The organism is Candidatus Omnitrophota bacterium, from assembly GCA_021735655.1.
Taxonomy (GTDB): domain Bacteria; phylum Omnitrophota; class Gorgyraeia; order Duberdicusellales; family 4484-171; genus JAHKAJ01.
Genome location: JAIPGM010000004.1, coordinates 24343 through 36730, shown reverse-complemented (window position 1 = coordinate 36730; position 12388 = coordinate 24343). Strand labels below are relative to the sequence as shown.

Here is a 12388-nt window from a genome sequence, read left to right as displayed (position 1 = left end):
ATTATAAATGAAGATAAATATGCCTGGAGAAGGTTTAGACAGTTATGCATACGGGATGTGGCCGGTTCTTGTGTCGGTTTACTACAAGTTAGCGATGAGAGAGGAAAAAGAAGTCGAGAAGCAGTTCGACTGGGAATTTCTGGAGTACAGAAAACGGGTTCCGGCTTTTATTCCCGGATTAAAAAAGGAGGCGTAAGATGAAGCGGTTTACCGGTATTGTTTTAGGTAGTTTGCTGTTGGTTGTTGTTAACTTTTCTGTTTTTGCTGAAGAACATTCTTCAGAGATGATGGATAAAGGTATGATGAGCAAGAGTATGATGGGAAAAGGTATGATGCAGATGATGGTTAAAAAACAATTAGTGGCCACTGAAGATGGAGGGGTAGTGTTGCTTTTAGGCAATAAGCTTGTTAAATATGATAAAAAGTTAAATTTGGTGAAAGAGGTTGAGCTAAGCATCGATAGCGAAGGAATGCGGCAAATGATGAAAGAAATGATGAAAAGTTGTCCGATGATGGGTAAAGATGATGCCGGCCAGGGCAGAAAAAACAGTGAAAAAGAAATGCCTTCCGGACATGAGGCTCATCATTAAGAGTATCTCGGAAAAGAACAGTCAGGGGGTTGCGGATAACGAAAGGAGAGGGTAAATCTATGTCTGGTTTAAGTAAGACGGTTATCAGTATAAGCGGTATGCACTGTGCGAGCTGTGTGGCAACTATTGAAGGTGCCTTGAAAAAAACTCCGGGAGTAAAACAAGCCAGGGTTAATTTTGCCAGCGAAAAGGCTTATGTTGACTATGATTCCGGTAAAGTTAATTTGGAGGTTTTGCATAAGGCTATAGAGAAAACCGGCTACAAGGTAGCCGGCAATAAGAAAACCGCAGGCCTGTTAGAGCTTAAAGTTATCGGTATGGACAACCCTCATTGCCTTAGCACGGTAGAGGGAGCCCTAAACAGCCTTAAGGGGATAACCAGCAAAGAGTTATTGGTGAACCAGCGGGCAAAGATTAAATTTGATCCGGCTATTCTTTCTGCCGAGAAGATTAAAGCCGTAATTAAAGCCGCTGGCTATGAGCCGATTGAGCAAGAAAAAGCCACCCCGGATTTAGAAAAAGAAACTCGAGAAAGGGAGATAAGAATTCTTAAACTTAAGTTTATAGTTTCGATTATTCTGGCTGCGCCGCTGATGTATTTTGCGATGAGTTCGGGGTTAAAACTGCCTCTTGCTTCCTGGATGGTAAATAATATGGCTTTGATTCAGTTTCTCCTGGCTACTCCGATTATGTTTGCCGGCTATCAGTTTTTTACTCGAGGTTTTTCGGCAGTGATTAAAACCCATACTGCGAACATGGATACTTTGGTGGCTTTAGGTGTGGGAGCAGCTTACCTTTATAGTTTATATGTTTCGATAGTGATCTGGTCGGGCTCATCTGCTTTTGATATGAAAAATCTTTATTATGAGATTGCTGGATTCTTGATTGCTTTTATCTTGTTAGGTAAGTTTTTAGAATCAATCGCTAAAGGTAAAACTTCTGAGGCGATAAAAAAACTCATGGGCCTTCAAGCGAAAAAAGCCCTGGTTTTACGTAACGGTAAGGAGCAGGAGGTTTCGGTAGAAGAAGTAATAGCCGGCGATATTGTCATAGTCAGGCCGGGAGCAAAAATTCCGGTTGACGGCCAAGTAACAGACGGCTATTCCAGCGTGGATGAGTCAATGATCAGCGGAGAAAGTATCCCGGTTGAAAAATCTAAAGGCAGCCAGGTTATCGGAGCTACCATAAATAAAACCGGTAGTTTTAAGTTTAAAGCTACCAAAGTCGGCAAAGATACGGCTTTGGCTCAGATCATCAGATTGGTCGAAGAAGCCCAGGGGTCTAAGGCGCCAATTCAGGAATTAGCCGATAAGATATCAGCCTATTTTGTGCCGGCAGTAGTAGGAATTGCTATCTTAGCTTTTATTATCTGGCTGGCTGTTGGCCAGGGGTTTGTTTTTGCTTTAACTATTTTCATTGCCGTTTTAATTATTGCCTGTCCCTGTGCTTTGGGCTTAGCTACCCCGACTGCCGTAATGGTCGGGACCGGTTTAGGGGCAGAAAACGGCATATTGATCAAGAGTGCCGAAAGCCTTCAGCTAGCCCATCAAATTCAAGCAATAGTTTTTGATAAGACCGGTACACTTACCAAGGGAGAACCGCAAATTACAGATGTGGTAGCTTATGATAAAGCTGATAGTGAAGTATTGTGTTTAGCGGCGTCGGTGGAGAAAAGTTCTGAGCATCCTCTGGCTGAAGCAATTGTAAAAGGAGCCAAAGATAAGGCTATAGAATTAAAAGCAATCACTGATTTTAACTCAATCACCGGCAAAGGCGTATTGGCCCGGGTAGAGGGAGTAAGAGTTTTACTGGGTAATCGAAAGTTTATGGAGGAAGAGAATATCGATATTTTAAAAGCAGAAAAAGATTTAGAAAAATTAGAGAACGAAGGGAAAACCGCTATGCTGGTAGCTGCTGCCGATAAGCTAATCGGAATTATCGCCGTAGCCGATACTTTGAAGGAATTTTCTAAAGCGGCAGTGGCTAAATTGAAACAGATGAAAAAACAGGTGATTATGATTACCGGCGATAACAAACGCACCGGCCAAGCCATAGCCAAACAACTGGGTATTAAGCGGGTTTTAGCCGAAGTCCTGCCTAAAGATAAAGCTAATGAAGTCAAGAAGCTTCAGGCTGAAGGTTTAAAAGTAGCTATGGTCGGCGACGGTATAAATGATGCCCCGGCTTTAACTCAGGCTGATATTGGGTTGGCTATCGGCAGCGGAACCGATGTAGCTATTGAATCCGGCGACATAGTATTGATTAAGGATGACCTGCGCGATGTGGTTATGGCTATGGATTTATCGCATTATGCGATGAAGAAGATAAAACAGAATCTTTTCTGGGCTTTCTTTTATAATGCTGCCGGTATACCGGTTGCTGCCGGTATACTTTATCCAATATTTGGGTTTTTATTGAACCCGATGATTGCCGGCGCAGCCATGGCCTTTAGTTCGGTCAGCGTAGTATCTAATTCTTTGTTGATGCGAAGGTACAAGCGGGCAATATAATTGGAGGTTAAAAATGTTTAAAAAACGGGATCCCGTATGCGGAGTAAGGGTGAGTAAAAATACGGAATATTTTTTTTCTCATCAGGGAAAAACTTATTATTTTGATTGTCAAGCCTGCAAAGCTACTTTCCAGGAGAATATTGGAGATTATCTTAGGAGAAAGCCCACTGATGGATTCTTAAACTGGATTGCCAAAGGCAGCGGAAAAGTTCCTAAGAGCTGTCATGAAGGAAAGCAGAAAAAGGAAGCTGATTGATGAAAAAATTGCTTTATTTATTATTGTTTTTTTCTTTATTTTTCAGCCAAGAAGCCGCCGGAAAATCCGGCCCCAATATTAGGGTTGATTCAAATTACTGGGATTTTGGCAAGATAGAGGAAAGCCAGAGAAAAGAGAAGATTTTTACGGTAGAGAATGTCGGGGATGAGGATCTGGTTATTGAGAAAGTCTATACTACCTGCGGTTGTACTACTGCTGAGATTTCTTCTAACCGAATACCAGCCGGAGTTAAGGCAGAATTAAAAGTAATTTACAATCCTCAAGGCAAGCAGCCCGGCAAAGACGAGAAATATATCTACCTTGTTTCTAATGATCTCTCCCAGCCCAAGTTAAAATTTAGTATTTCAGCTGAGATTGGGCCTAAGGCATCCTTTGGCCAGAAAAACATTTCCAAGATACCCAGCCTTAGCTCAACTGAGCTCTATGAACGGTTAGGGAAGGAACAAAAAATAGTTATTTTAGACGTAAGGGAAGAGAATGAATATATTGAACGGCACATCCCCGAGGCCGTATGGTTTCCTAAAAGCAGGTTCGACCGCAATGATGAGAATGTTTTAGCTAAACTTCAGGACATCGACAAAGAAACACCTCTAGTTTCTTATTGCGGAGCCGGCCATAGAAGCAGTTACATAACCAAGAAGCTGCGGCAGAAGGGTTACAACGCTTACAACTTAGACGGTATCTCTTTTTGGGAGAAAAAAGGTTATCCTTTAATTCGCGGGCCAAAGTTACCGGCTAGCCAAGAACCGGCCATAGTCCACCTAGAGGAAGCTTACGAACATTACTTTTTATTGTTTAAGGATATTATTTGGGTTGATGTTAGAAATAAGGATGATTATTCGGCCGGGCATGTTAAAGACGCTCTGGGTATTCCGCTTTCAGATTTAGAATACAATCTTGATAAAATATCACCTGATAAAGAGGTGGTTTTTTATTGTGAAGGTACCTGGGACGGAGGAAAGTGCGATGCCAGTATGAGTGCCGGAAGAATTTTGATCAAGAATGGTTTTAAGCCGGGAAGAATCAAGGTTTTTGAGGATGGCTTTGGCGCCTGGGAAGATGCCGGCTATCCGGTAGAAGGAGGAGAGAACGATGAGTAAAAAATTAAAAGTTATTGTTTTTGTTTTACTGGTTGCGTTTTTTAGCAGTACTGTTTTTGCCGGGGCCAAAGAAGACATTTATTCTAAATTGGAATGTTGCAAGTGCGGCAAATCTTTTATTTCCTGCACTTGTGCTCACGCTAAAGAGATGAAAGCTTACATAGACGCCTTTTTAGAGGCTGGCCTGGGGGAAGAGGAGATTATGCTAAAAATAGCTAAAAAATATTCTCTTGATAGCATAATCGACTTTAAAACTAAAAAGGTGGTCGAGAAAAAGCTAATAGAGGAAGCCGGAGCAAAGCGGCCAGAGATTTTTATTAAGCCTTTGGCATACGATTTAGGAAAGGTCAGTAAGAGTAAGGGTAAATTAGAGTTAGCGGTCAAGGTAAAGAATAAAGGCAATACGGCGCTGACCATTAATGAACTTAAGACTAGCTGCGGGTGCACGACAGTCAGGCTAAAGACGAAAAAAAGCGAGAGTCCGGCTTTTTCAATGAATATGGAGAATTTAAAAAGTAGTTGGAAAGCTGATCTTGCGCCTGCCGAAGAAGGAAAGTTGATCATTGTAACCGATTTAGACCACCCCCATGTTAAATTAGGCCATATGGCAAGGTCGGTCACAATTAAGAGCAACGACCCGGTATATTCAACAATAAATGTTGAGTTTGAGGTTGAAATAGTAGAGTAGGGATAAAAAGTCTGGTATAATTTAGAAAAGGAGGCTGGGCGATGAAAAGAGTAGTTTTGTTTGGTTTAATTATTTTTTTGAATCTGAGTTTGGGTTATGCTCAAGACATGGATCATCATCACCACGACATGGATAATCATACCAATAAGCAGATGACGGATGAAAAGGCAGTTAGATCCGAAGACAATTTAGGAATTTGCCCGGTTATGGGAGGAGAGGCTAGCAAAGAATATTCATACACTCATCAGGGAAAAACTTATTATTTTTGTTGCCCTTCCTGCGTCGATGAATTTAAGAAGGATCCTGAGAAGTATATCTCTAAAATTAAAGAGTTTGAATTAGAAGCCTATCAGTTTGGTTTTGAGCCAGAGGAGATCGTTGTAGAAAAAGGTGACATAGTAAGAATTCTGGCTAGTTCCCGGGATGTACCTCATGGAGTCTATATTAAGGAATACAATATAAACGTCACAGTTAAAAAAGGGGAAACTAGAAAAATAGAGTTTATTGCTAAAGAAGCAGGGGAATTTCCGATTCTCTGTTCAGTTTATTGCGGAAGAGGCCATCATAGCATGAAGGCTAAGTTAATAGTTAAAGAATGAGAAAATTTTTAAAAGACAAGAAAAATATCGTAATCGTCCTTTTGAGCGCGCTATCGTTAATGATGGCCGTTCAAGAGGGATTGCGCTTTCTGTTTTGGGTTCTAGGTGGACTGGTTAGCGCCAGTCTGGCTGATTATTATATAAATAAAGTATTTTCTAGGCGCAGGGTTTCAGTCAAAAGCGCCCTAATTACCGGATTTATTGTTTCAGGAGTTTTGGATTATCATCAGGCTTTTTATATACTAGTTATTTTTTCTTTACTAGCCATTGTTTCTAAACACCTTTTAAGATTTAGAAAAAAACACCTATTTAATCCAGCTAATTTCGCTCTTTTTTTAGCCGTTCTTTTTCGATTGCCGCTTACCTGGCATATCGAAGCTAACATTTTTTTAATTATAGTTGTGGGGATTTATCTGGCTTATGTTTTTAAGAAAATCCCGCATATTTTAGGGTTCTTAGTTTTCTTTTTATCTCTTTTCGTTCTCGAAAGAGTAAATCCTTTTAGTATTTTGAGTTTTTTCTTTTTGTTTATTATGCTTATTGAGCCTAAGACCTCGGGTTTCGGAGCTCTACGAGGGTTCATTTTTGGAAGCTTAGCCGGCATTTTTTCTTTTCTTATTTTCAAGCTATTCCCTGGCTATGATTTCTTTATCGGCTCACTATTTCTAGCCAATTGTTTCAATCCCATTCTAGATAGGATAAAATTAAACAGGAGGTAGGTAATATGCCCCACAAGACAACTCACCAAGAGAATTTAATTGCTTTGAAACGAATTGAAGGCCAAGTTAAAGGTATCCAGAAAATGATTGACGATAAGAAGTATTGTATTGATATTGCTACTCAAGTATATGCTTCAATCGGCGCCCTACGCAGAGTTGCTGAAAAGATACTTTCTAAGCATATGGAGCATTGCGTAGTCGATGCCCTGAGCGGCAGATCGGAAAAGGATAAGCAACAAAAAATAAGTGAGATAATCAGTATAATAAAAAGATTGAATAAGCTATGACGAAAAAATTGCTTGTAGTTTCTTTGATGTTTGTTTTTGTCTTGAGGATGACAGTTTTTGCTCAAGATAAAACGAGAGACACTTTAGAATTATTGCTTGATGAGGCTTTAGTTAATAATCTTAAGTTGAGGGCTTTAAATAAAGAATGGGAGTCCAAGAAGGCCAGGATTACCGCTGAGAGAAGCCTGCCTCAGCCGGAAGTTGGTTTTGGTTTTTGGGGCGAGTCAGTCGAAACTAAAGCTGGTCCGATGAAGAGAAAATACAGCATAAAACAAGCGATACCTTATCCTGGTAAACTTTGGCTTAAAGGCGACATAGCCCAGAAAGAGGCTGCAGTGGCCTATGCCCGTTATATTTTAGAGGTAAGGGGGGTTATAGAAAATTTGAAGTCTTATTTTTATGATTATTTTTTCGTCGTTGAATCCGTCCACATCATGGAAGCTGAAAAGTTGATCTTGGAAGGTATTCGCAGTAGTATAAAGAGTAAATACGAAACCCTCTCCGCCCCGCAGCAGGATTTGGTGAAAGTTGATTTAGAAATTGCTAAGATCGAAGACAAAATTTTGAAATTAAACAAGCAAAAAAACCTTCTTCGAGCTCAAATTAATCGTATCTTGAACCGGCCCCAAAATAGTTATATTAAGCTTCCTTTAGGTTTTAGGCTACTGGCTCAGAGAGTCAACATCGATAAAAATGAGTTATTAGATAAAGCTTATGCTGAAAGCCCTCATATAATCATTGATCTTTTAATGCTTGAGAAACAAAAGGATAAGTTTTCTTTAGCCAAGCAAGGCTATATTCCTGATTTCGGAATTATGGCTGAGTATATCGATATCGGCGGCGGAACCACTAATCTTGAAAATGACGGCCAGGATGCCTGGATGATTGGCTTTCAGGTAAAAGTTCCTTTGTGGTTTTGGAAAGTACGTTCAGAGATTAGTTCTGAAAAAGCAAAGCTAGAAGCTCAAGAGTATCAAGTTGAAGATAAGGAAAACTTTTTATCATTCAAGATAGAGGACTTACACTTTAGGCTGGAGACTGAAGAGCAACTTATTGATTTGTATAAGAATGTAATCTTGCCTGAGAGCATGCATAATTTTTCGGTATCACGTATTGGCTATGAAGATGGAGTGGTTGATTTTTTGAGTTTTCTTGATGCTGAAAGAAGCGTAATTTCTATAAAAATCGCCGAGTTAAAACAAACTGTAGATTACATGAAGACAGTTGCTCAAATTGAGTATATTATTGGGGAGGATCTTTAGGAGGTAAGGAATGAAAAAATTAATATTGATAATTATAATAGTTATTTTGGCAGCTGGCGCCAGTATTGCCTTTCTTTATCTGAATAAACATAAAGGCCATCAAATGAGTGGTATGAAAATGTCAGAAGAGGCAACTCCGGAGAGAAAAATATTGTACTACACCTGCGGCATGCATCCTTCGGTTAGAGTGAGTCCTCAAGAGTTTGAAAAAGGAAATAATAAATGCCCGATTTGCTTTATGGATTTAACTCCGATATATTCAACTCCTCAAAATACTTTAATCGGTAGTAAGGATTTAGAAATGGTTCAGGAAAAAACTAACATTGTTACCATAAACCCTACCGAACTGAAATTGGCCGGGGTAGAGACTTTCAAAGTCGAGGTGGTACCTTTATATAAAGAGATGCGGACTGTAGGGATTGTCGCTCACGACCCTCAGTTAAGAACTGCCGAAGAAGAGTATTTACAAGCGCTTAATACTTATAAAAAGGTTTCTGAGTCGGGGTTTGAAGATGCTAAAGAAAGAGCTCAAGATGTAGTTGAAGCTACTAAGATAAAACTTGAGCTTTTGGGTTTGGATCAGGATTTGATTAAGGAGCTTGAAGTAGCCGGAGTTTCCGACCGAAGTTTAATTTTACCTGATGAGTATATGTGGGTTTATGCAGAGTTTTATGAATATGAAATTATTTGGCCTCAAAAAGGAGATTTGGTCGAGATAACTTTGCAAGCTGATCCAAGTCTTGTTTTAAAAGGCGAAGTTAAAAGTATTGAACCGGTGATAAAGGAAAAAACCAGAACTGAGCGGCTTAAAATTTTAGTTGCTAATGAAGGGAATATTCTAAAACCTAATATGTATGTGGATGTTTGGCTTAGAAGTGATCTTGGTTCGGTTTTAAGTATCCCCAAGGATGCGGTTTTAGATACTGGAAGAAGAAAAGTTATCTATGTTGATTTGGACCAGGGGCGTTTTCAACTAAGGGAGGTAGTTGTTGGGCCACTAGCTCAAGGGGTTCTTGACGGTATGACCATGGATTTCTATCCATTAGTTTCCGGAGCTGAAAAAGGAGAGTCAGTAGTTTTAAAAGGAAATTTTTTAATTGATTCTCAATCACAGCTAGGCGCAGCAGCTTCAGCTTATGGAGGAGCTTTGGGAGAAGATGAATCGATGCCAGCCGGGCATCAACATTAAATTAATAAGTTATGATTAATAAAATTATTGAAATTGCTCTCAAGAATCGCTTCTTGGTAATAGCTACCTTTATTTTGCTAATTGTTTGGGGTTATTCTTCGATGAAAGAAATTCCGGTAGATGCCATACCCGATATCGGTGAGCTTCAAATATTAGTTTATGCTGATTGGCCGGGCAGAAGTCCTAAAGATGTTGAAGATCAAGTTATCTATCCTTTAACTACTGGTTTAATGGGAGTACCTAAGGTAAAGGTGGTGCGCTCTACTTCAGCCTTTGGCTTTGGTTTAGTTAATATGATTTTTGAAGACGGAACTGATTTTTATTGGGCTAGAACCAGAGTTTTGGAACGCCTCGACTTTGCCAAAAAAAATATTCCCAAGGACGCTTCAGTAACTTTAGGGCCCGACGCAACTGCTTTGGGTCAGATATTTTGGTATACAGTAGAAGGTGATGGTTATGATTTGGCCGAGCTTCGTTCGATTCAAGACTGGTATGTTCGTTATCAGCTAACTTCGGTTGAAGGGGTGTCAGAAGTTGCTTCAGTCGGCGGATATGTTAAGCAGTATCAGATAGATATAGATCCGAATAAGCTTTTTTCTCACCAGGTTAAGCTGCATCAAGTTATTAGTGCAGTTAAAAAGTCAAACATCGATGTCGGGGCAAAGGTGTTTGAAGAGGGTGGGGTTGAGTTTGTGGTTAGGGGCTTGGGCTTTATTAAGAATACTGAAGATATTGAAGATATTGTAATTGATTCCCGAGGGGGTGTACCGATATATGTAAAGAATATCGCTAAGGTTACTATCGGTTCAGATTTTAGAAGAGGAGCTCTGGATAAGCAAGGAAAGGAAGTAACCGGTGGCGTAATTCTTATGCGCTACGGGGAGAATCCATTGAAAGTCATCCAGCTAATCAAGTCAAAAATAAAAGAGTTGTCAGTGGGCTTACCTGAGGGAGTTAAAGTAGTTCCTTTTTATGACCGTACCGGTTTAATTTTGCGGGCGATCGACACTTTAAAGACAGCCTTGAGTCAAGAAGTCCTGATTACCATTTTTGTAATTATTATATTTTTATTACATTTGGGCGGCAGCATAGTCATTTCGATTGTTCTTCCGATAGGAGTGTTAATTTCTTTTATACTTATGCGTCAATTTGGAGTTGATGCTAATATTATGTCTTTGGGTGGTATTGCTATAGCTATCGGAGTTATGGTTGATTCGGGATGTGTCTTAGTTGAAAATATTTACCGGAGAATTGTTGAGAAAAGAGAGGAGCTCAAAGTTTCTAAACTCTCTTCTTCAGAAAGACTGAATACTTGTATTAGCGCATCCCAAGAAGTAGGTAAGCCGGTTTTATTTGCTTTGCTTACCACAATAGTTGGTTTTGTCCCGGTTTTCGTCTTAACTGGCCAGGCTGGAAAGCTCTTTAGACCGCTTGCCTTTACTAAGACTTTTGCTATGGCTGCAGCTGCAGTTATTGCTTTGGTGCTTTTGCCCACGCTTTGTTATTACTTTTTGCGCGGTAAGTTACGTCCGGTTGAAGAAAACAGAACTGCTCGAGCATTAAGCAAAGTCTATAAACCAACTATTAGCTGGGCATTGAGGCATAAGAAAATAATAGTGCTAATTTCTATTTTGGTGATAGTAGTTGGGCTTATTTGTGGATCGCTCATGAAACAGGAGTTTATGCCGCCCTTAAATGAAGGGGATCTTTTATTTATGCCGGTACTATTACCGGGAGCGTCTCTAACTCAGGTTATGGAGATAATGCGAAAGCAGGATTTTATTATTAAAAGCGATATTCCCGAAGTAGAGTGGGTGGTTGGAAAATTAGGCCGGGCTGAGACGGCAACTGATCCGGCTCCGGTTTTGATGATTGAAACAATTATTCATTTAAAGGATAAAAAAGATTGGCGTGTTGGTATGACTCGGCAAAAATTAATTCAGGAGATTCAGGAAAAAACTCGCATGCCCGGGGTGAGTCCGATTATGACCCAACCGATACGAAATAGAATTGATATGCTAGCGACCGGAATCCAAACTCCGGTAGGGGTTAAGGTTTTTGGGTCAGATTTAGAAAAAATAGTTAATATTGGCATACAGGTTGAAAAAATTGTGGCGCAAGTTCCCGGAGCAGTGAGTCCTTATGCTGAGCGGGCATCAAGTCGGCCATATTTTGAAATAGAAATCGACCGTCAACAGGCCGCTCGCTACGGCATAAAAGTTTCCGATATCCAGCATGTTATTATGACTGCAATCGGTGGAATGAATATAACTACTACTGTTGAAGGCCGAGAGCGTTACCCGGTAAGAATCAGGTACTTACGTGAACTTAGGGAGAGCCCTGAGGCCTTAAAGAGGATATTTGTCCCAACTTCTTCCGGCGGCCACATTCCTTTGGCCCAACTGGCAAAGTTAAAGAAAGTCTTGGGCCCGGCAGTTATCAGTGCCGAAAATACTTTGATGTATGCAAGGGTTTTTATTAATGTTGATCAGGAGAAGGTTGGCTTGATCGATTTTGTGAAAAATGCTCAGAAAGCAGTTCAGGAAAAAATTGGCAGTGGGGGTCTTAAATTACCTTCAGGATATTTTATCTCCTGGTCTGGCCAATTTGAATCAGAGATGGAGTCGAGAAAAAGATTAATACCTTCATTGATTATAGCCTTAACGGTTATTCTCTTGCTCCTTTACATTGCTTTTAAGAACTTTAGTTCATTAATTATTCTTTCAACTGGTTTGCCAGTGTCTTTGATGGGTGGCCTTATATTGCTATATTTTTTAGATCTTAGATTATCTACTGCAGTTTGGGTGGGGTTCATTGCTTTGTTCGGTGTGGCTACTGATAATGCGGTAGTATTACTTTCAACTTTAGATAATTTGTTTAGAGAGAAGGTCCCCAAAACTATTGAAGAAATACGAAAGACAGTCATCCGGGCTGGACTCTTGCGCCTTCGTCCGGCAATGATGACTACAGCAACTACAATTATTGCTCTTTTGCCGGTTATGTTAGCAACCGGAACCGGTTCAGAAGTTATGAGGCCAATGGCTTCACCAACTGTAGGCGGTCTGATTACTGCTACCCTTTCTAACCTTATTTTGGTCCCAGTGTTGTACTGTTGGTTTAAGGAAAGGCAGATTCTTAAGAAATAAGGTGTTGCTTTTCATTCGGGC

At 40.1% G+C, this 12388-nt stretch carries 12 protein-coding genes; all 12 read left to right on the top strand.

What is annotated here, in order from left to right; all coding sequences use genetic code 11:
• The first annotated feature begins 7 nt into the window (after positions 1 to 7).
• Genes K9L86_04335 through K9L86_04280 form a run of 12 tightly spaced genes read left to right on the top strand, consistent with a single transcriptional unit; the run spans position 8 to position 12367 of the window.
• Positions 8 to 196, top strand: a complete 189-nt coding sequence (locus K9L86_04335) for a hypothetical protein (protein MCF7908081.1) — start codon at positions 8 to 10, stop codon at positions 194 to 196.
• 1 nt (position 197) lies between these two features.
• Complete coding sequence (locus K9L86_04330) at positions 198 to 590, top strand: hypothetical protein (protein MCF7908080.1); 393 nt, start codon at positions 198 to 200, stop codon at positions 588 to 590.
• A 59-nt stretch (positions 591 to 649) separates the two neighbouring features.
• Positions 650 to 3100: a heavy metal translocating P-type ATPase gene (locus K9L86_04325; GenBank protein ID MCF7908079.1), complete on the top strand. Its 2451-nt coding sequence runs from the start codon at positions 650 to 652 to the stop codon at positions 3098 to 3100.
• A gap of 13 nt (positions 3101 to 3113) precedes the next feature.
• Positions 3114 to 3356 (top strand): YHS domain-containing protein, encoded by a 243-nt coding sequence (locus tag K9L86_04320; protein ID MCF7908078.1) that lies wholly within the window; start codon positions 3114 to 3116, stop codon positions 3354 to 3356.
• Positions 3356 to 4477 (top strand): DUF1573 domain-containing protein, encoded by a 1122-nt coding sequence (locus tag K9L86_04315; GenBank protein MCF7908077.1) that lies wholly within the window; start codon positions 3356 to 3358, stop codon positions 4475 to 4477. Before K9L86_04320 ends, K9L86_04315 begins: the two co-directional genes overlap by 1 nt.
• The gene (locus tag K9L86_04310; GenBank protein ID MCF7908076.1) at positions 4470 to 5165 is read left to right on the top strand and encodes a DUF1573 domain-containing protein; all 696 of its coding nucleotides are present in this window, start codon (positions 4470 to 4472) and stop codon (positions 5163 to 5165) included. The genes K9L86_04315 and K9L86_04310 overlap by 8 nt, the downstream gene beginning before the upstream one ends.
• Positions 5166 to 5206: 41 nt before the next feature.
• A complete protein-coding gene (locus K9L86_04305) occupies positions 5207 to 5764 on the top strand; it encodes a YHS domain-containing protein (protein MCF7908075.1) in 558 nt (185 codons plus the stop codon).
• A complete protein-coding gene (locus tag K9L86_04300; protein MCF7908074.1) occupies positions 5761 to 6483 on the top strand; it encodes a hypothetical protein in 723 nt (240 codons plus the stop codon). Before K9L86_04305 ends, K9L86_04300 begins: the two co-directional genes overlap by 4 nt.
• A 5-nt stretch (positions 6484 to 6488) precedes the next feature.
• Complete coding sequence (locus K9L86_04295) at positions 6489 to 6770, top strand: metal-sensitive transcriptional regulator (GenBank protein MCF7908073.1); 282 nt, start codon at positions 6489 to 6491, stop codon at positions 6768 to 6770.
• Entirely contained in the window at positions 6767 to 8032 is a 1266-nt protein-coding gene (locus K9L86_04290) for a TolC family protein (GenBank protein ID MCF7908072.1), read from the top strand. The genes K9L86_04295 and K9L86_04290 overlap by 4 nt, the downstream gene beginning before the upstream one ends.
• A gap of 10 nt (positions 8033 to 8042) precedes the next feature.
• The gene (locus tag K9L86_04285; protein MCF7908071.1) at positions 8043 to 9221 is read left to right on the top strand and encodes an efflux RND transporter periplasmic adaptor subunit; all 1179 of its coding nucleotides are present in this window, start codon (positions 8043 to 8045) and stop codon (positions 9219 to 9221) included.
• 11 nt (positions 9222 to 9232) lie between these two features.
• Positions 9233 to 12367 (top strand): CusA/CzcA family heavy metal efflux RND transporter, encoded by a 3135-nt coding sequence (locus K9L86_04280; protein MCF7908070.1) that lies wholly within the window; start codon positions 9233 to 9235, stop codon positions 12365 to 12367.
• Positions 12368 to 12388 lie beyond the last annotated feature (21 nt).